19 protein-coding genes are annotated in these 19,357 nt (G+C 60.1%); 3 read left to right on the top strand and 16 right to left on the bottom strand.

What is annotated here, in order from left to right; genetic code table 11:
- Nucleotides 1-14 precede the first annotated feature (14 nt).
- The 3 genes from F8A88_RS06435 to F8A88_RS06425 are packed head-to-tail and all read right to left on the bottom strand — an operon-like array spanning nucleotide 15 to nucleotide 2,164.
- On the bottom strand, nucleotides 15-1,034 hold the full coding sequence (locus F8A88_RS06435) for a glycosyltransferase family 2 protein (RefSeq protein ID WP_151150321.1): 1,020 nt from the start codon (nucleotides 1,032-1,034) through the stop codon (nucleotides 15-17).
- Nucleotides 1,031-1,957 (bottom strand): TIGR00269 family protein, encoded by a 927-nt coding sequence (locus F8A88_RS06430; RefSeq protein WP_151150320.1) that lies wholly within the window; start codon nucleotides 1,955-1,957, stop codon nucleotides 1,031-1,033. Before F8A88_RS06430 ends, F8A88_RS06435 begins: the two co-directional genes overlap by 4 nt.
- A gap of 9 nt (nucleotides 1,958-1,966) precedes the next feature.
- Nucleotides 1,967-2,164, bottom strand: a complete 198-nt coding sequence (locus F8A88_RS06425; RefSeq protein ID WP_151150319.1) for a ubiquitin family protein — start codon at nucleotides 2,162-2,164, stop codon at nucleotides 1,967-1,969.
- 237 nt (nucleotides 2,165-2,401) lie between these two features.
- On the opposite strand from F8A88_RS06425, the gene F8A88_RS06420 reads away from it, so the two are divergent.
- Nucleotides 2,402-2,779 (top strand): response regulator, encoded by a 378-nt coding sequence (locus tag F8A88_RS06420; RefSeq protein ID WP_151150318.1) that lies wholly within the window; start codon nucleotides 2,402-2,404, stop codon nucleotides 2,777-2,779.
- Between the two features lie 84 nt (nucleotides 2,780-2,863).
- Here the strand turns inward: F8A88_RS06420 and F8A88_RS06415 are convergent, their stop codons facing one another.
- From F8A88_RS06415 to F8A88_RS06370, 10 genes are all read right to left on the bottom strand, one after another.
- Nucleotides 2,864-4,018: a glycosyltransferase family 4 protein gene (locus tag F8A88_RS06415; protein ID WP_151150317.1), complete on the bottom strand. Its 1,155-nt coding sequence runs from the start codon at nucleotides 4,016-4,018 to the stop codon at nucleotides 2,864-2,866.
- 11 nt (nucleotides 4,019-4,029) lie between these two features.
- Nucleotides 4,030-5,877 carry an asparagine synthase (glutamine-hydrolyzing) gene (gene asnB / locus F8A88_RS06410; RefSeq protein WP_151150316.1) on the bottom strand — a complete coding sequence of 616 codons (1,848 nt, stop codon included), beginning with the start codon at nucleotides 5,875-5,877 and terminating at the stop codon, nucleotides 4,030-4,032.
- Nucleotides 5,878-5,885: 8 nt separating this feature from the next.
- Nucleotides 5,886-6,608: a class I SAM-dependent methyltransferase gene (locus F8A88_RS06405; protein WP_161598349.1), complete on the bottom strand. Its 723-nt coding sequence runs from the start codon at nucleotides 6,606-6,608 to the stop codon at nucleotides 5,886-5,888.
- Nucleotides 6,609-6,619: 11 nt separating this feature from the next.
- The gene (locus tag F8A88_RS06400; protein ID WP_151150314.1) at nucleotides 6,620-7,567 is read right to left on the bottom strand and encodes a lysylphosphatidylglycerol synthase transmembrane domain-containing protein; all 948 of its coding nucleotides are present in this window, start codon (nucleotides 7,565-7,567) and stop codon (nucleotides 6,620-6,622) included.
- On the bottom strand, nucleotides 7,557-8,954 hold the full coding sequence (locus tag F8A88_RS06395; RefSeq protein WP_151150313.1) for a hypothetical protein: 1,398 nt from the start codon (nucleotides 8,952-8,954) through the stop codon (nucleotides 7,557-7,559). Before F8A88_RS06395 ends, F8A88_RS06400 begins: the two co-directional genes overlap by 11 nt.
- Before the next feature lie 15 nt (nucleotides 8,955-8,969).
- Nucleotides 8,970-9,872: a glycosyltransferase family 2 protein gene (locus F8A88_RS06390; RefSeq protein WP_161598348.1), complete on the bottom strand. Its 903-nt coding sequence runs from the start codon at nucleotides 9,870-9,872 to the stop codon at nucleotides 8,970-8,972.
- A 76-nt stretch (nucleotides 9,873-9,948) separates the two neighbouring features.
- On the bottom strand, nucleotides 9,949-11,121 hold the full coding sequence (locus tag F8A88_RS06385) for a pyridoxal phosphate-dependent aminotransferase (protein ID WP_151150311.1): 1,173 nt from the start codon (nucleotides 11,119-11,121) through the stop codon (nucleotides 9,949-9,951).
- An 85-nt stretch (nucleotides 11,122-11,206) separates the two neighbouring features.
- Entirely contained in the window at nucleotides 11,207-11,638 is a 432-nt protein-coding gene (locus tag F8A88_RS06380; protein ID WP_151150310.1) for an FKBP-type peptidyl-prolyl cis-trans isomerase, read from the bottom strand.
- A 73-nt stretch (nucleotides 11,639-11,711) separates the two neighbouring features.
- Nucleotides 11,712-12,701 carry a tryptophan--tRNA ligase gene (gene trpS, locus F8A88_RS06375; RefSeq protein WP_151150309.1) on the bottom strand — a complete coding sequence of 330 codons (990 nt, stop codon included), beginning with the start codon at nucleotides 12,699-12,701 and terminating at the stop codon, nucleotides 11,712-11,714.
- A 28-nt stretch (nucleotides 12,702-12,729) separates the two neighbouring features.
- The gene (locus tag F8A88_RS06370; RefSeq protein WP_151150308.1) at nucleotides 12,730-13,392 is read right to left on the bottom strand and encodes a site-2 protease family protein; all 663 of its coding nucleotides are present in this window, start codon (nucleotides 13,390-13,392) and stop codon (nucleotides 12,730-12,732) included.
- 143 nt (nucleotides 13,393-13,535) lie between these two features.
- Here F8A88_RS06370 and F8A88_RS06365 point away from each other — a divergent pair, with 143 nt between their 5' ends.
- Nucleotides 13,536-14,645: an ABC transporter substrate-binding protein gene (locus F8A88_RS06365; RefSeq protein ID WP_161598347.1), complete on the top strand. Its 1,110-nt coding sequence runs from the start codon at nucleotides 13,536-13,538 to the stop codon at nucleotides 14,643-14,645.
- On the opposite strand, the gene F8A88_RS06360 is transcribed toward F8A88_RS06365, so the two are convergent.
- The gene (locus F8A88_RS06360; protein WP_151150306.1) at nucleotides 14,646-15,284 is read right to left on the bottom strand and encodes a hypothetical protein; all 639 of its coding nucleotides are present in this window, start codon (nucleotides 15,282-15,284) and stop codon (nucleotides 14,646-14,648) included.
- 154 nt (nucleotides 15,285-15,438) lie between these two features.
- On the opposite strand from F8A88_RS06360, the gene F8A88_RS06355 reads away from it, so the two are divergent.
- The gene (locus F8A88_RS06355; protein ID WP_151150305.1) at nucleotides 15,439-15,741 is read left to right on the top strand and encodes a late competence development ComFB family protein; all 303 of its coding nucleotides are present in this window, start codon (nucleotides 15,439-15,441) and stop codon (nucleotides 15,739-15,741) included.
- A gap of 31 nt (nucleotides 15,742-15,772) precedes the next feature.
- Here the strand turns inward: F8A88_RS06355 and F8A88_RS06350 are convergent, their stop codons facing one another.
- Both F8A88_RS06350 and F8A88_RS06345 read right to left on the bottom strand, forming a co-directional pair.
- The gene (locus tag F8A88_RS06350) at nucleotides 15,773-15,982 is read right to left on the bottom strand and encodes a hypothetical protein (protein WP_151150304.1); all 210 of its coding nucleotides are present in this window, start codon (nucleotides 15,980-15,982) and stop codon (nucleotides 15,773-15,775) included.
- A gap of 214 nt (nucleotides 15,983-16,196) precedes the next feature.
- Nucleotides 16,197-19,355 (bottom strand): efflux RND transporter permease subunit, encoded by a 3,159-nt coding sequence (locus F8A88_RS06345; protein WP_151150303.1) that lies wholly within the window; start codon nucleotides 19,353-19,355, stop codon nucleotides 16,197-16,199.
- Between the last annotated feature and the right edge of the window lie 2 nt (nucleotides 19,356-19,357).

Here is a 19,357-nt window from a genome sequence, read left to right as displayed (position 1 = left end):
GGGCAAGCCCGTGGTCAGGCCACGGCCAGCCAGTTCCGACCCGGCTCATGCCCGTGCTTGCCCAGAAAATCGGCAATGTCGTCCCGCGCGCCCACGCTGGCCACGTAGGAAAGGCAGAAACAGCGGTCCGGCTCTGGGATCTCGTCCCGGTGCAACACGGGCACCCCGTTGACCACATGACCGATCTTGCGCGGGTCCAGATCATGATACGCGGCAAAACGAATGCCGTGCTCCAACAGCATGTCCGCGCGCTTGCGCGTGGTGCGTCCGGCCCCCAGCACATGCACCACCGGGTGATGTGGATTATTGCGCTCCAGCCAACGGGCAAGATAGCGGGCCTTGACCCGGTAGAAGGACTCCATGTCGTACTTGGGATGATTGCGGGAAAGGCGCTCGGGCGGGTCGTTCCAGACCAGCAACTCGCGGGGAACCTTGGCCATGCGCACGCCCTTTTCCAGCCAGCGCAGCAACAGCTCATAGTCCTCGGGGAAATCCCCTTCCCGGTACGGGCCGAATTCCTCAAGGCACTCGCGGCGCACCATGATGGAGGGATTGGGCACCGGAAACTCCACGAATCGGTTCAGGCTGATGGACTCATGATCGAGCACGGTGTTGGTCCAGTCCACGTAGCGGGCGTATCCTGCACAGCGGGTGCGGCTGCCGCCGAAGCGCACAAGGCATCCGGCCAGCCCCACGTCGGGTGAACTGTCCAGCAATGCGGCCTGCGCGGCCAGACGTTCCGGCAGGGCGATATCGTCCGCGTCCATGCGCGCCACGTACTCGCCCCGGCTCTGCGCGATGGCGCGGTTGGCCGCCGCCACCACGCCGCCGTGTTCCATGCGTTCCCAGCGCACGCGCCCGAAGCGGCGCGCATACTCGCCCAGTATGTGCGGGGTCTCGTCGTCGGACCCGTCGTCCACGGCCACGATCTCGAACTCGTCCATGGTCTGGGCCAACAGGGAATCGAGCGCTTCGGTCACCGTGCCCGCGCAGTTGTAGCACGGCATGGTCACGCTCACCCGGGGGCGGTTCATGCGGACTCCCCAGCCTCGGCCTTTTTCTCGCGCACGGCCATGCGCACGCGGCACACGCCGCACAATTCCGTGGACGTGGGCGAACCGCACTCGCGGCACGGGGCCAGCTCGTCGCCCTGTTCCTTTTCCAACAGCTCGAAGGCCGGGCGGCCATTGCGCAGAAATCCGTCGTAAAACGCGAACTTGCTGCCCGGGCTGCGGTGTTCCAGCTCGCCAAGTAACTGTTTGTGGCCGGTGAAACTGGCTCCCTGACTGTACGGGCAGGGATCGGAATGGATCTCGATACCCTTGAGAAAAGCGTAGTTGGCGGTCTCGAACTCGGTCAGTCGGTACAGAGGCTTGACCTTGCGCACAAAGCCCTCGGCAGACGGCAGGCTCGGTCCCTGATCCGAAAGATAGCTGGAATCCCAGCGCAGGGTGTTGGCGAACAGACGCGCGGCCTCGTCGTCCAGATTGTGGCCCGTGGCCAGCACGTCGAACCCTTCCTCGCGCGCTATCCTGTTGAAATAGTATCGCTTGACCTTGCCGCACACCGAGCAGACCGGCCGCTTGATGTATTTTTTGACGTCCGGCATGGCCAGCCCCACGGACGCGGTTTCCAGCACGCGCAGGTTCAGGGAATGCTTTTCGCAAAAGGCCTCCACCTTGGCGCGTGCCCGCACCGAGGATTCGCCGATGCCCAGATCAATATGCAGGCCGGTCACGTCGTAGCCCTGCAACGCCAGCTCCAGCATCAATGTCAGGGAATCCTTGCCCCCGGAAAGGGCCACGAGGATGCGGTCCTCGAACCCGAACATCTTCTGGCGGCGGATGGCCGTGGCCACCTGCTTGGTGAAAAAGAGGTAGAAACATTCCTCGCAAAAGGCGGTGTTGTGGCTGGGCAGGGCCACCACGGCCGGTGCCTTGCAGCGTTTGCACTTCATGGCCGCCTCCTAGCCCGCACTGGTGACGGTACGCACCAGCACGCGGTCTTCGTTGTACAAGCGCCTGTCCGGGGTCAGCAGGCAGCCGTCGCGCACCACCAGCGCCATGGTGGGCCGGAGCTCAAGCCGGTTCAGCAGGCCGAGCACGGTCTTGATGCGGTGAAGCTCGATGTCTTTTGCCTCGGGCTCCAGTCGAACATGTATCATCTGGTTACTCCTTTGCCGCAGGATTCTTCAATTCCCGGCGGGCAACGGCACGGTATACCGGCCGGACTCTTTGTTCAAGCGCGACAATTCCCCTGTTTTGATAGGTAATTAACGTCATGCAAACACACCTATCACCCCCCGGACCGAAAACATTCAAAAAAAAGCACACACGTGTTGACCGAAAAGGAAAATGTCCTGTATCGTTGAGTCGAGTATTACCAGTGCAAGGAGAAGGACATGACCCAACAGAAAATACTTGTCGTCGATGATGAAAAGCACATTCGCATGCTGTACCGCGAAGAGCTGGAAGCCGACGGGTATGAAGTGGCCACTTCGGACGGCGAAGAGGACATCCTCGAAGTCATCGGCCGGGAAAACCCGACCATAGTCATCCTTGACATCAAACTGGGCGTCAACAGGTCGGGTCTGGACCTGCTTCAGGAAATCCGGGCCAAGGACCCGGTCATTCCGGTGATCCTCTCCACGGCCTACGATTCGTTCCAGCACGACCTCAAGTCCATTGCCGCCGACTACTACGTGGTCAAATCCGTTGATCTTTCGGAACTCAAGGACAAGGTGCGCATGGCCCTGAACAAGGCTGCGGCCACCGTGTAAACATTGTCACTCACACACCCCTGAGGAGCGATCCGGCCGTTGTTGCGCGGCGGGGTCGCTCTTCGCATTGCAAGGGAAAACCAATCATGAACGGGAGAAATCGGAAACGGCCCGAGACGCGATACGCTCGAATTCGGCTATGCGCGCCCCCCATCCCAATTGCGAAGAACTTGCGCGGGCTTCGGACTGCAATGCGGCCAGACGCGCCCTGTCCCCGGCCAGACGGTCGAGAACCGAGCCGAGCGTCCGGGGATCGAAGCGCTCCAACCGCTCAATGCCGCCGGCACCGTCAAGACAGCCGTCCACGGCCTCGGGCGCCGCAAGAACGGCAAGACCGCTCGCCAGCCCTTCCAGCACAACGTTGGAAACCCCTTCGGACCGCGATATCTGAACCAGCAGATCATGATTCCGGTACACATCGGGCATGTGGTCCCGGTCGGTCAGCCCCAGAAAACGCACCCGCACCCTTTCGGGGGCGCGTGCCGCAAGGGATTGCAACTCCGGTTCCAGCGGCCCGCCTCCGGCAAGCCCCACTTCCATGGCCGGACCGTGATCCGGCAGCGCGGCCAGGGCCTCCAGTAGTTCGCGACACCGCTTTCGGGCAATGAACTGCCCCACGAAAAGGATGCGGACCACGGAGTCCTGACGGGGGGAGGCTGATGGATGAAAGACATCGGTATCCACGCCATTGGGCAAAACGTGCACGGCGGCCTGCCCCGCATGGGGCGCGGCCAGCTCGGCCAGCCGCCTGCCGTTGGGCACCACCAGTGCGGCGGCACGGGTCGCGGTGCGGAAAAACCATGGCAACACCTTGCCGAAAATTCCCAGCCGTTCACCGGAAAAACCCGGCACATCCGAGCCGCGCAAGGATACCAGCAGGGGAACATTGAGCCGTTTTGCCGCACGGATCATGGCGTACCCGGCGGGAAAAGCGAAAAACGCACACATGCATTCCGGCCGAAAACGCCGGAGATGCCGGAAAGCCATGAAACGCAGGCCAAAACACGAGGCCAGCAATTCCTTTGTGCCGGGGGCCAGAATGCGGGTCCTGCCCACGCCCATGCGCACGATCTCCATGCCGGAATCCGTGCGTTCGCACACGGTTTTCCACCCGGTACCCACGGTCACCACCTGCACGTCGTGACCAGCCGCCGCAAGGCGCGAGGCAGTCTGCTCCAGGGCGGTGGACGCCCCGCCTCCCAAAGGCGGATATTCATGGGAAACAAAGGATATTCTCATGTTCCCTCCGCTTACAGGCCGATGCCGTATTCTTCGCCCCACGCAAACAGGGTGTAAAGCGCGAGCAGTTGCTTGGAAGCATCAACCCGCCCCTGCTCATGGGACTGGACAAGAGCGCGTATCGCATTGTGGTCGAACAGGGGGGCAAACGTCGAGGCCGTGGCTTTTTCCAGCAATTTCTTGCCCAGCCCACCGCTGAACCAACTGCCCACCGGAGATTCGAAGCCCATTTTCGGCTGTTGCACAATCTGTTGCGGCAGGGCCCGCTCTGCCAAATCCCGGAGCGCGACCTTTTTCTCCCATGCGCGCATCTTGCATTCGGCCGGAAGCGAAAACGCATATTCGGCAAATTCCACGTCCAGAAACGGCACGCGCACTTCCAGTGAAGCGGCCATGCTGGTCCTGTCCACCAGCGTGAGATAGTCATCCGGCAACATGGTGTTCACATCCGCCCATATGGCGCTTTCCAACCGGCCGGAATGGGTTGATTCCCGGCATGCGTCGAGCACGAAATCACGACACCCGGACAATTCCGGGGCGATTTGCCGGGCCTCGGCGCGGGTGAACAGGGCCACGCTGTTGGCGTGGCGGGCGCACGGCGAAAGCGAGCACCCGGCAAGGTAACGGCGCGCGCGGTGCACCAGCGAACGCTTGCCCTGTCCGGCCGGGAGCATGTCGAAAACGGGCCGCAGCAGGGGCGCAAGGCCGTGCAGGGCACGCAACGAGGCAGGAGGGTTCACGGCCAGATAACGATCGTAGCCCGCAAAGAGCTCATCCGCGCCCGAGCCGTTGAGCACGACCCGCACGTTCTTTCCGGCCCACTCGCTGATCAGGAAATTGGCAGGAACGCTGACGTTGGCGAAAGGCTCCTGATACCGCGCCACCCACGTATCGAGCATGGCGGCATCCGGCGAGTCCAGCCGGGTAAGAATGTGGCGGATGCCCAGATGTTCGGCGGTTTGGGCGGCCAAGCCGCTTTCATCGAAATCCCGTTCCTCGAAACCCACAGTATAGCCGCCGTCGAACACCGATGACTCGGCCCGTGATGCTGCCCAGGCCAGCAGGCCGCTGTCGATGCCGCCGCTCAGAAACACGCCCACGGGCACGTCGCTGACCAGCTGCCGGGATACCGCGTCATTGAAATGTTCTTCCAGATGCTCGACGTCGGCATTCTCTTTGGACCGCAGGCTCCAGAAACGCCGGTATGCGCCGAGCCTGCCATTGCGATCCACCTCCACGAGGCTGGCCGCGGGCAGTTTCTCCATGCCCGCAACAAAAGTCCGGGGCGCGGCAACGTATTTGTAGGCCAGAAACTCGGCAAGGGCTTCCCGGTCCAGTGTGCGGGGAGCGCCCGGCAGCGACAGCAGCGGCCCCGGCTCCGAGCAAAAGGCGAAGCTGTCGGAAGTACGGATGGTATAAAGCGGCTTGATGCCGAAATGATCGCGGGCCAGCAGCAATGCGCCGCTTTCGCGGTCATGGACTGCAAAGGCGAACATGCCGTTCAGGCGGTCCACCACGTCGCTGCCCCACTGGCTGTAGCCGCGCAGCAGGACCTCGCTGTCGCTTTGCGTGGAAAACTCGTGGCCCAACGCCCGCAACTCGTCCCGCAGTTCCCGGTAATTGTATATTTCCCCGTTGAAAACCATGGCCTGACGGCCGTCCGGGGAAAACATGGGTTGCAGTCCCCCGGCCAGATCGATGATGCTGAGCCTGCGCATGCCGATGCCCGCACCGTTCACAACATGCACGCCCTCATGATCCGGGCCGCGGTGCGCGATGGCCCCGAGCATGGCGCGCAGGTTTGTTTCAATGCGTTCAGCCCCCCAGTCCGGGGCCACGATTCCGGCAATTCCGCACATGGGGCAGCCTAGGCTTTCGGATTACGGCACAACATGACCAGCTTGTTGCCGCTGTCAAAAAAATCATTCAGGAAAAACAGGGAATACAGGGCATGACACAACAACTTCTTACCGGCGGAATACTGCCCTGTCACGGCGCCGTATCCGGCCCTGTTGCGCATGCGGGCGTACCATGGATAGGCGAATGGAAAACCCCATTCCCGAATTTCCTCGCATTGCAGGCCGGCCCGTTCCGCCAGTTCCTTCAGTGAATCTTTGGTGTAATGCCGCAGGTGTCCCATCTCGCGTGAGGTTTCATCCAGCGCCCCGCCCGGCACGGTCACGATCAGCCGCTTGCACCACGACCCCATGTTGCGCAACGCGGCCTCGTGGTCCTCGATGTGCTCAAGCACCTCTGAGGTCACGCCCACGTCCACCCTGCGACCAAAAGGAGATTCGGCACGGGTCACGTCGTGTTCCACGATGTGCGCATTGGGCAGGCGCTTCCTGCTCTGCTCCACCGATGCCGAGGCATAGTCGCACCCGAACAGCTCCACGCCCGGCGTTGCAATGCTCAATTCCTGCAGCAGTGAACCGTCCCCGCACCCGAAATCGCCGAGCGAACCGATGCGGCCGCAGCGAGCAAGGCTCTTCCTGATCAGCCGGCGCGTATGTCTGCCGATGGGCGAATAACGCTTCATGTCGCTCCAATCGTTGGCCCAGCTTTTCGAGTAAAAATCGTTATCTTTCATGAGCAAAGACCTCATCGTTTTTTGCCGATTTCCAGCGCACTGCTCCCCGAACGGGCAAGCCACACCAGACCGGACAGCAGTCCCTGGGCAATGAGCAGAAAATAAATCGTCAGGCAGCCAGCCACAAGCTGCTCCTTTGAACCGTAGACACCGGCCCAGAAAAAACAGGCCAGCCATTCCGTGACACCGCGTCCCTGAATGGAGACGGGAAGCATGGAAACGAACATGATCACCGGAATGCCCACACAGAGATCCACGAACGGCACGCTCACGGAAAAGGCTCTGAACATGAGGCCGTATATGGCGCAGGTGGACAGCACGAAAAGGATATGCACTCCGTAGCTGGCCAGAAACACATTCCTGTTTCTGGCAAAGAGCATCATGCCCTCAAAGATCCGGGCCAGCCGGGACAGATTTGGCGGGGGATCGCCCTCGGCATCGCCCGCCACAAACCGGGAATACAGAAGCCGCAACACCAGCACCCCGGCGCCAACCGCAGCAAAGGCCGCACAATAACCGCCTGCAGTAGGCATGAAATACGTGGCCGCGCCGAAACAGCCTATGGCCAGAATGCCCAAAGCGCCCTGAACCCGAAGGGCCAGCAATCCCGAAGCAACGGAAAGCAGGTCATCCCTGCCGCCCAGCCGCCAGACCCGGAAGGCGTCGCCCCCGATATTGGCGGGCAGGTAGATGTCGTGAAACAGTCCCACCCAATAGGCGGCCACGGTTTTGCCGAGTCCCCGGTCGATACCCGCCTGTTGCAGCACTATGTGCAGGCGCGCGCCCTGAAGCAGTGCGTTTGCCTGCATAAGGACAAACGCCGCCACCATGTAGCGAAGGTCGGCTCCGGCAACAGTATGGAAAAAAACATTCCAATCCACTCCCGAAAAAACCCAGTACAACAGGCCGCCCGAAAGCAGGAACTGGAGCAGAAGCAATATTTTCCTTTTAGTGCGCATGGTTCGTTTTCCGCCGGGCTCCGGAGTGGCGCCACCGGAACCATCCGTACAGGGCCCCGGTCCAGACGATAGGCACCAGCTGCCATGTGTAACGGGGCAGTCCGTGCGTCACCAGTGCGTTGAAGCAGACAAGGGCCGCGGCAGGAGCCAAAAGGCAGCAGACCACGTACTCGCGCCCACGCAGGCAACTGAAAAACGCATACACGAAATAGAAGAAAACCACCAAGTTGAAGACGCTGAACGTGGGGTCCTGAAGCGAGCGATACCCGATGGGGATACTCACCAGCAGGTGCCGCACCGGATGCTCCAGTATGCGCTTCAAGGCAACGGACATCAGCGTCTTGTCAAATGCGGCGTCATCGGCCACGCTTTGGGCAAGGCGCTCCTTTTCCCTGCGGGTCAGGTCAATGGCGCTGCCGTCGTTGTCCCGCACGAGATACGAATAGTGCTCCTCATCCACGAACGTCTTGAGCAGATACTTGGGCAGCCCGTACGTCCAGTACAAAAACGAACTTGCATAGGCATCCGCGGGCATCTGGTCGTAATAGGCACGCAGCAGCAGGATGGAGCCGCCCCGGCCGGAAATGTATTCCCTGTCAAAAAGATTCTCGTTTCTGGTCTTCCATGGCAGAACCACGCACTGAAAACCAACCAGAAGCAAAACAGCCCCCACCAGAAGCCGCTTTCGACCGTTTTTTTCCAGCAGGCCGAAAAGGGCCACGGACACTACGGCCACGGGCATGATGTATTTCCACTGCGGAAAAACCAGAGTCACGGCTCCGAGCAGCAGTCCGGCCAGGCCGAAAAGCAACACGTTCCGTTTCTTGAGCGCATAATAGAATACAGTGGAAAAACATGTGATCATGAAGGTCCCGAAAAGTTCGGAATAGAAACGCTGCACATAGCGGTGCAGCACGGGATGAAAGGCCATGATCCAAAGCGCCCACTGGGCATAGGAAAACCTGCCGGTCAAATCGAAAACCACCTGCGCCACCAGCATGGCAATGCCCAGCAGCAGAAGCACCTGCATGTATTTCAGCCAGACGAACTCCGGGGCCAGGGTATCGGCCTGCCCGGTGAACCAGGAATGGTCCGCGCCTTCAAGGGCGGGGATGAACCGCATGCCCTGCGCCAGAAACCACGAATACGCAGGCGGACGGTGTGCTTCGGGAGTCGGCTCCCCGTCGACCCGCTGGCTGGAAAACGTGCCGTGTTCAAGGATGTTGTAGGCGCCAGCAAGGTAGTACCGGGCATCTCCGGTCGGACGATGGGTCGGCGCTATCTTCACGGCATATATGCCAAAAAACAACGGCAGAAAAACCAGCAGCGCAAACAGCATGTGCCGCCTGCCGCTCCAGGGCATTCCCAGCATCGTCTTGAAGCTCATACCGCCTGCCGTGGCCTATCTGCGGCGCTGGCCGAGTTTTACGATGAGATCCGCCAGAAAGCCGAAAAACAGTGTCTGGATGCCGAAAAGACCGGCACCAAGGGTAAGGTTGGCATGCACGATGGGTTTGTCCGCAGCGCCGACAACCCAGGCCAGCAGTTCCACTCCGCCGATCAGGCAGGCCAGCAAAACGAACGCGGCGCCCAGCGGTCCGAAAAAGCGCAGGGGCTTGACGCCCACCAGCACCTGAATGATCTGCGGCAGCACCTTGAAAGGATATTTCCACGAAATGAAGGATCGCCCGGTCTCGCGCTTGCGAAACTCCACATCCACATGGGTGAACCGCAATCCGCGCAGATACGCGTCCAGCAGTATCTGCTGCGTGTAGTTGTAGTCGCCCGGGATATAGAGATTTTCAAAATACATTCTCGAGAGCGCGATAATGCCGGGCTGGCTGTCGCGCACGTCCCATTTGGTCAGGTAACGCATCAGCCCGGTGAAGACCTTGTTGCCCATCTTGCGCACGAACGGCATGGTGTAGCTGATCTTGCTGAACCGATGGCCATAAACCACGTCCGCCTCGTCCGCGGCAATGGGTTCAACCATGCGCAGGACGTCGGCGGGATTGTGCTGCAGGTCCGCATCGAACTTGACAGCCGCGTCAAAGCCGTCCTGCCGCGCCGCGTTCAGGCCCGTTCGCACGGCAGCCCCAAGTCCCATGTTCACACGGTGGCTGACCACGCGGTCCGCCCCGGCCTGGGCCGCCAGCTCCGGGGTCCGGTCCGTGGAACCGTCGTTGACAACGTACACGGATACGTCGTGCTCGGTGCATGCTGCGGCCATGGCCTTGAGCTGCTGCACGGCTTCGGCAATTCTTTCTTCTTCGTTGTATGCAGGGATAACGACAACTATCTTCATGAAATAATCCCGATTGTTCATTAAGGGCTCTCGCCCGTCCGACGGCACGAAACATGCCACAACCACGGGGTAGCGTCTACTGTCCGGCCTGGGCCACGTAGCGTTCCAGCCGGTCCATGCCTTCGGCGATGTTCTCCAGCGAATTGGCATAGGAGAAGCGGATGTACCCTTCGGCTCCGGGGCCGAAGTCGATGCCCGGGGTCACGCCGATGCCCGCCTTTTCCAGAATGTCGTAGGCCAGCTTGAGCGAACTGCCTTCGAACCGCTCGGCCAGATGCCGCATGTTCACGATCACGTAGAACGCGCCCGTGGGCTCGTTGGGAATGGAAAAGCCCATGCCCTTGAGCCGGTCCAGCATATAGCGCCGCCGCTCGTCGTAGATGCCCTTCATGCGCGCCACGTCGCCGCCGGCCTGTTTCAGTGCGGCAACGCCCGCCCATTGGGCCTGCGCATTGGCGGAAATGAAAAAGTTCTGGCAGAGCTTCTGCATGGGCCGCACGAACTTTTCGGGCACGATGGTGTAGCCCAGCCGCCAACCGGTCATGGCATAGAGTTTGGAAAAGCCGTTGAACACGATGGCCCGGTCCGAAAACTCCAGGATGGAGCGTTCCCGTCCTTCGTAGACCAGCCCATGGTATATCTCGTCGGAAACCACGCGGATTCCGGCCTCGTCCGCCAGTTCGGCAATGGCCTGCATGCGTTCGTCGGAAAGGAGCGTGCCGGTGGGGTTGGCCGGGGAGTTGATCAGGATGGCCTTGACGCGCTCGTCCATGACCTTGCGGATGGCCGACACCCGAAGCTGAAAGCCGTCCTCCTCGCTCACGGGAACAGTCACGGGCTCGCCGCCCGGAAAACGGATGAAATTGTGATAGCAGGCATAACAGGGGTCCGAGGTGATGACCTTGTCACCCTGTTCCAGCAGTGCGGAAAAAACCATGAACATGGCCGGAGACGTGCCCTGCGTGATGACGATCCGCCCCGGGTCCACGTCCACGCCGTACCGCTCGCCGTAGTGTTCGCTCACGGCCGTGCGCAGTTCGGGAATGCCCAGGCTGTGCGTGTAGTGGGTGTGGCCCTGCGCCAATGCCTCGGACGCGGCCCGGCAGATGCATTCCGGGGTATCGAAATCCGGCTCGCCCACCTCCAGGTGGATGACGCTTCTGCCCTCGCGCTCCATGCGCTGGGCGGCCTCAAGAACGTCCATGACCAGAAACGAGGTCATGGTGCGGCAACGTTCGGCAACACTCACTGCGGTTCTCCCTTTTGTCGTATCAGGAAACGCCCCGCCCTGTCCGGCGGACAAAGCGGGGCGTCTGCATCAATAGTATCGCAGGCTAGACGATTTCCACCAGTTCCACGTCGAACTTGAGGACCTTGTCCGCCAGCGGATGGTTGCCGTCCAGGGTCACGGTCTCGTCGTTGACCTCCGTGACAGTCACGTAAGCGGCTTCGCCCTCCTCGGTGCGCACCTCGAGCATCATGTTCAGCTCGGGCTCCACTTCCGGGGGCAGTTGCTCACGCCGGACCTCGAAGGCCAGCTGTTCGTTGTAGTGGCCATATCCGTCTTCGGGAGCAATCTCCACGCTCACGGATTCGCCGGGGTTGAGACCGAGCACGGCTCCCTCGAAACCGGCGATGACCATGCCTTCGCCCAAAACGAACTCCAGAGGCTCGCCGTCTCTGGAGGAATCGAACACCTCGCCGTTTTCCTTGAAGGTGCCGGTGTAATGGACCTTGACCTTGTCGCCTTTGCTTGCCGGAGCCATGGAATCTCCTTGTGCTGAAGTTTGCGTATGGGCGCGATGCTACACGAAGACGCGCCCGAATGCCATCGGAACCCTAAAAATCGAAGCCCATGGCTTCCCGCACCTGCGCCATGGTGCGCTGGGCAAATTCCCGTGCCCTGTCGTTGCCGGCGTTGACGATGTCCTGAATGGTGTCCGCGTCCAGCTTGCTGCGGCGCTCCTGAATCGGAGTCAGGAACCGTTCCATGGATTCCAGCAGCAGCTTCTTGCAGTCCACGCAGCCCCAGCTGGCGTTGCGGCAGCCTTCCTCGATTTCGGGCAGCCGGGCCGGGTCGGTCATGAGCTTGTGGTACGGGAACAGGTTGCAGATGGACGGATCGCCCGGATCGGACTTGCGCAGGCGGTTCTTGTCCGTGAGCATGCCGCGCACCTTGGGCATGATGTCGTCCATGGAATCGGAAAGCGCGATGCCGTTGTCATAGCTCTTGGACATCTTGCGGCCGTCCAGACCGGGCAGCTTGGCCTCTTCGGTCAGCAGGGCCTCGGGCTCGGGCAGCAATTCGGTGTCGTAGAGATGGTTGAACCGACGCGCGATCTCGCGCATCAGCTCCACGTGGGGCAGCTGGTCCTTGCCCACGGGCACGCCAAAAGGCAGGTACATGAGGATATCCGCGGCCATGAGCACGGGATAGCCGAGAAAACCGTGGGTATTGATGTCCTTGGCCGCCAGCTGTTCCTGCTGCTCCTTGTAGGTGGGGTTGCGTTCCAGCCACCCCAGCGGCGTGACCATGCTGAGCAGCAGCTGCAGCTCGGCGTGCTCCTTGATGGAGGACTGCTGGAAAATGACACATTTTTCGGGGTCAAGCCCGGAAGCCACCCAATCCTGCACCAGTCCGGGCACGTAATTCTTGATGTTCCGCGCGTTGCTGTATTCGCTGGTCAGGGCGTGCCAGTCGGCCACGAAAAAGAAACAGTCGTACTCCTCCTGCAACTTGAGCCAGTTGGCGATGACGCCGTAGTAATGGCCGAGATGAAGGGGACCGGTGGGCCTCATGCCGGAGAGAATGCGTTTTCTGTCGCTCATGATTTGCTTTCCGCGCTGTTTTGCTGGTTTAGATGGGCACGTTCAAAAGTCCGCCCAGGAACTCCACCGGAGGAAACAGCAATGCTCCCAGCACGCTGAATCCGGTGAGGTTGCCCAGAAGCACCAGACCGATGACGATGAAAAAACCGTACCGTCCAAGGCGTTCATATTGGTATGCAAGCCGGGCCGGAAGGAAATACGCCAGAATGCTGCTGCCGTCCAGAGGCGGAATGGGCAGCAGGTTGAAAACCCCGAGGATCAGGTTCACGAAGACCCCGGCCTGACAGATGAGCAGCAGCGGGTACAACACCTGCATGACCAGACCGTCCGGATCGGAAACATGGGTCCCCTGAATGAGATGAAAGCCCACGGCAAACAGGCTGGCCAGCAGGAAATTCGAGGCCGGTCCGGCCAGAGCCACGAGCATCATGCCCTTGCGGGGGTTCTTGAAATACCGGGCGTCGACGGGAACGGGCTTTCCCCAACCGATGCTGACAAAGAAAAAGGCGATGGTTCCGATGGGGTCCAGATGCTTGAGCGGATTCAGGGTCAGCCTTCCGGCCTGACGCGCCGTGGGGTCGCCGAGGCGCAGGGCAACAAGCCCGTGGGCAACCTCGTGCACGCACAGGGCCAGCAGAAGCGGAACGGCGATAATACTGATTCTCTGGATATGATGGGCGATGTCGATCATGCATCTGCGGCTATCACAGGCGGATGCGCCCGGCAAGTTCTTTGGCCTGCCACGGCAAACGACAAAAACACATTATCATCGCAGTCCCTTGCCTGATCGTGTATGATTCACTTGAAATCCGAAAACTCGAAAGGACACGCGGCATGAGACAGATCATCTTCATATTCGCACTGCTTCTTTTCTGTGTTCCGGCCCGGGCGCAACAACCGATCATCGCGGTCATCGGCTCGGAATCCGGACGCCTCGCCTACCTGCATAAGGACATGTTCCGCGCGGCCCGATACGCCGTGGACGAAATCAACGTCAACGGCGGCCTGCTCGGCATGCAGTTGAAAGTCGTGAATCTGGACAACCGCAGCCGGGCTGACGTCAGCGCGGAAATGGCCCAAAAGGCTGTCGATATGGACGTTGCCTGTGTCATCGGCCCCATGATCAGTTCCCATGCCGTGGCCAGTGCAAAGGTGCTCCAGAAAGCCGGAATTCCCATGATCGCCACCACGGCGACAGCGCCTCAGGTGACCCTTGTGGGCGACTACATTTTCCGGGCCTGCTTTACGGATGATTTTCAGGGACGAGCCCTGGCCTATTTCATAATCCGCAAGCTCCACCTGAAAAGTGCAGCCATACTGCAACAGACCGGAGAAACATACTCGGCCAGCCTTGCCGACGCATTTGCCGACGCATTCACAAACCTTGGTGGAACCGTGGACATCGTGGAACATTACCAGGCAGAACAAACCGACTTCGCCCGGGAACTGGACGCTGTGCGCCATTCAAAGGCGAAAGCCCTGTTCGTTCCGGGATACGCGCACGAGGCAGCTGCCATCATCAGCCAGGCTCGCAGAATGGGCATGACCATACCCATCGTGGGAGGCGACGCCTGGGGCAACAAGACGCACACGCTGGTGAACGACAAATCACTGCTGACCGACTGTTACCAACTGCGTCACTGGCACCGCAGCACGAGCAACGACCTGAGCCGCATCTTCCTCTACGGCTACGAGGCCATATACGGCCCCATGCTTCAGGATGTCGGGGCGCTGGCCTACGATGGGGTCAGGCTTTTTGTCGCTGCGGTCCAAAAGGCGGGAACTTTCAACAGAAAAGCGGTCCGCGATGCCTTGCAGACCACGGAAATAAAGGGAGTCACGGGGAAAATTCGCTTCGACAAGAACGGCGATCCCGTGAAATCCGCACTGATCCTGACCTACCGGGACGGCAGGCCGGCTTTCTTCATGATTCTGGAACCCTGATCAAACCTGAAGGTTCAGACCCTGATAGAAATTCGAGCCGCTGGCCGACATGTTCATGGTACCGGTAAAACCGCTTTCCATGGACCCCATCCAAACGGACATGCTCAGGTAATCCATCTGCCGCTGAAACAGTTGCGGCGACATCTGGGTCTGAAACAGCTGCGACGACATATTGCTCTGGGCGTAGCCGGTTATGGCCCGCAAATCCACAATGTCCCGGAACTGCTCAACACGATCGGGGTTGCTGTTGAAATATGCCTCGATCTTGTCCTTGTCCGGATGATTCGAACAAACCATTTTTTCGGTTTTTTCGTCGTACCGGAGCTGGAACGACTTGTCCGTATCCACACCCAGCGCCTTGAGTTCGTCCTTGACCTGCTTGTCAAATTCGTCTTCAAGCTCGTCGGCCTCTTCCTGAAGGTCGCTGAACGAAAGGGACGAGCCGCTTCGCCTGATGATGTTTTTCACCAGCTCATCGAAACGGGCGGAAAGTTTGCTGCTCTCTTCGCTTGTCTGCTGCGAGCCTTCATTCTGGCCCGAAGCCGCAGACGATCCGGCGTTGCTGGCCGTGGCGTTGGTGTTCGCGGCGGGAACAGTATATGTGCCGGAAACGCCATATGTGGAAGCTATGGTAGTCATGATGCAATCCCCTGTGTCATTGAAACGAACCGGAACCTTTTTCCCTGTATCGCCTCATGCATCATGCGTTCCAACGGCAAATCCGGCCCGCCGCATTGCCCTGTACGTCCCAGACTGCTATCATCAAAAGCAAATAAACATTCAGGAGCCGACAATGACCAGAAGCATACCGATGGTGAACGGGGTGGATCTTTCGGGCATCCGCAACCGCAACGAGGCGCGCGTTGCCGCGCAGATGGCCGAAGTGCTGCAGGACGACTATCAGGACTACATCCTGGACCCGCTCGACATTGAAGACATATACGCGCTGGCCCTCAACCTCCTGCCCGCCCGCTACACGCAACGGGGCAGCATCGTGCTGCACAAGAAACCCACGGACCATGAAGTCAGGGAAACCATTCGCGACGCCGCGGACAAGGTTCTGCAAAACCCGACACGAGCCAGCGGCAAAGAGTGATGGCAACGCCCGGCAAAAGCGCGGCTACGCGCTATTTGCGCACGAACGAATGCGTATGGAAAAAGCAGTAGAAATCGGCATCGCCGCGGAAACACAATGCGGAGCGCACCATTGAGGCGAAGCGGCGCAGGATGGCAGACATGGTGCTTCGACAGGCCACAACGCGGTCAAGGCAGCGAAAAAAAAGCACCATTGCACAGAAAAAGAACACCGATTGAGTGAAAAGCCATTCGTATGGCACGATAGAGACCTCCTTTTGTTGAACGGGGCTGGAATGGTACTCCCACCGCGCCCCGTGTCAAGGGGGTATACGCAAGTACTTGTTTTCACATGCACCGCGACAACCATACCGAAGTATCCGATCCCCAACAAAAACAAGGCAAACGACAAAAAACAGCCCCTTGCACCAACATGGGCGCAAGGGGCCTTTTTCTCCACCAACATACGGGCAGGACTCAGTTTGCGGCCTTGCCTCCCGGCTTTTCCATGCCGAGGAAAAACATCAGCAACGAGGGAATCACGAAAACCGTGAACACCGTGGAGAGAGCCAATCCGCCCAGCACCACGGAACCGAGTCCGCGATACAATTCGGAACCGGGGCCGGGGGCCACGGCCAGCGGCAGCATGCCGAACACCGAGGTGGTGGCGGACATGTAGATGGGCCGCAGTCGGGTGCGCGTGGCCTCCAGAACCGCTTCCCTGTATTCCATGCCCGCCTCGCGCACGTTGTTCAGGGACTGGTGCACGATGAGGATGGCGTTGTTGACCACGACGCCTATGAGAATGACGAATCCGAGCATGGTCAGGATGTCCAGCGGCTGCGGCGCAATGAACCAGTTTTCCAGCCGCAACCCCAGGAATCCTCCCGCACCGGCCAGCGGCACGGTGAACAGGATGATGAACGGGTAGGCAAAATTCTCGAACAGGGCGGCCATGAGCAGATAGGTGATGACAAGGGCCAGCAGGAAATTCCACTGCATGGCCTCGCGGGTCACGGTCAGCTTGTCCGCCGCGCCCGAAAGCCGGACCTCGAGGCCGTCCAGAAGCCCCATCTGGCGCACTGCCGGGACCAGCTTGTTCTCTACGGTTTCCATGGCCTGCTGCAGGGGGACGTTGGCGGGCGGGGTTATCTGCAAGGTAATGGTACGCTTTCGTTCCAGATGGCGAATTTCGTTGAGGCCGTATGCCCGCTCCATGGTTGCCAGAGACGAAAGAGGCACGGCCCAGCCCTGCGGGGTGGCCACCAGGGCCGCATACAGGTCCTCTGGAGTGGCAATTTCCTTTTCCGAAGCCTTGAGCACCATGTCGATCTTTTTCTTGTCCTTGGCCTTGTAGTCGCCGATCTTCCTGCCATCCAGAATCACGTCCACGGCAACAGCCATGTCCCGCGAAGAAAGACCGGCCGCACGCACCCGGTCACGCCGCGGATGAAAACGGATCTCGGGATAGAGCATTTCCAGCGAGGGAATCGGGCGGATCTGGGCACCGGGAATCTCCTGGCGCGCCATGCCGAACATGGTTCCTGCCGCGGCCACGATGGAATCGAGCTTGGAGCCGCTGATGTCCACGGAGATGTTGCGCCCCTCACCGATGCCGCTCTCGAAAACCGAAGCCTGAATGGAGACCCCGAACATGCCGGGGATGGAATTGAGGATGCCATTGAAAAACGGCGTGAGTTCACCGGCCCGCTGTTCATGGTTGGAAATGGCGCCGAACAGGTTGATGGTCGGTGCGGAAACAAAGAAAATGCTCTTGATGCCCGGGATCCCGTCCACATCCTTGTTCATGTGGGGTCTGGTCTGCGCGAAGACATGCTTGCCGATGTCGCTGCGCTCCTCAAAGGAAAGTCCCGGTGGCGGAACCATTATGTTCAGCACCAGGTTGCGGTTGCCTTGCGGCAGATATTCCATCTTGGGAAAAAACACCAGCACCAGCAGCACCGAAGCCGAGGTCAGGATGGCAATGGTCGCCACCTGCGTCTTCCAGTCCCGAAGAGAGAGCTTCAGCAGTCCCATGAGCCAATCGGAAATGCGTGCACCGATACGGGTCAGAGGCTTGAGAAGCCGCTTGGCCGTCTTTTCCCGGGGGGCTTCACCGGAACCGGCGTCCGGCTTCCTGCGCCGGGCCGCGAATGAATAGAAAAACCGGGCCATCATGGGAATGACCAACACGGACACGAACAGCGACAGGAAAATCGCGCAGGTGACCGCAATGGCGATGTCCTTGAACAGCTGCCCGGCCTCCTGCTCCATGAACACCACGGGCAGGAACACGGCCACCGTGGTCAGGGTGGAGGCCAACACCGCACCCCAGACCTCGCTGGCCCCGTCATAGGCGGCTTCAAAGGGCCCCTTGCCCATGTTGCGGTGACGGTCGATATTTTCCAGCACCACAATGGCATTGTCCACGAGCATGCCCACGGCAAAGGAAATTCCCGCCATGGAAACCACGTTCAGAGAACGTCCGGCAGCCCCGAAAATGATGAATGCGCCGATGATGGATATGGGAATGGACACGGCCACGATGACCGTGGCGCTCATGCTCTGCAAAAACACGAACAGCACCACCACGGCCAAAAGACCGCCGATGAGGATGTTCTGCTGCACCAGATCGATGGCGCCATTGATGTAGGGCCGCTGGTCATAGGTCCAGTCAAGGTAGACGCCGTGGTCCTTGAGCACGCCCTCGTTGAGCTCCCGGACCACCTTGTTGACCTCGTCGGTCATGTCCAGCACGTTGGTTCCGGGCTCGGGCTTCACGCCCACCACGATGCCGGGGTCGCCGTTGTACATCATGGCCACGGTGGGCTTTTCATGCCCCATGCGCACTTCACCCACGTCGCGAATACGGACGCGGAACTGACCCGACGACGAAATCACGGTATCGGCGATCTTTTCCGGCGTATCCAGGTCGGCGGGCGTACGGATGCGGAAATCCCGCCGTCCCACGCCGAGGCTTCCCGCGGAAACAGAAATGTTCTCGTTATTGAGCACGGAGATGAGTTTGGCGGTGGTCAGGTTGTAGGCGGCCATCTTGCGCGGATCCACAATGACCTGCATCTCGTTTTCCTGCCCGCCGCCAATGAACAGGTCGGCCACGCCGTCCACGCGCTCAAGGTACTGGCGCACCTCGTCCTCGAAAAAGGTCAACTGATGCTGCACGTTGACGTCACTGCCCTCGCGCTGCTTGAGAATCATCCAAATCACCGGCGACGCGGACGCGCCCGAAGCCGATATGACAGGCCGGTCGACCCCGTCCGGATAATCGGGCACTTCGTCCAGCTTGTTGGAAACTCGCAACAATGCACTGTCGATGTCCGTGCCGATCTTGAAGGTCAGGGTCAATTCCGCACGGCTGCTGTAGGAGGAGCTCTCCATTTCCGTAAGGTTGGCCACGCCCTTGAGCACGTCCTCCTGTTCCTCGACAATGTCGCGCTCGATCTCCTTGGGCGAGGCCCCGGTCCATGTGGTGGTGACCGTGATTTCCGGCTGGGTCACGTTGGGCGTAAGCTGATACGGCAGGCCGTAGAGCGAAATCATCCCGAACAGGACCACAAGAATCACGCCCACGAGCACGGCAACGGGCTTTTCGATGGCTGCTTTGACGATATCCATCG

Origin of the sequence: Pseudodesulfovibrio senegalensis, assembly GCF_008830225.1 — a bacterium.
Taxonomy (GTDB): domain Bacteria; phylum Desulfobacterota; class Desulfovibrionia; order Desulfovibrionales; family Desulfovibrionaceae; genus Pseudodesulfovibrio; species Pseudodesulfovibrio senegalensis.
This window is presented reverse-complemented; position numbering and strand designations above follow the sequence as displayed.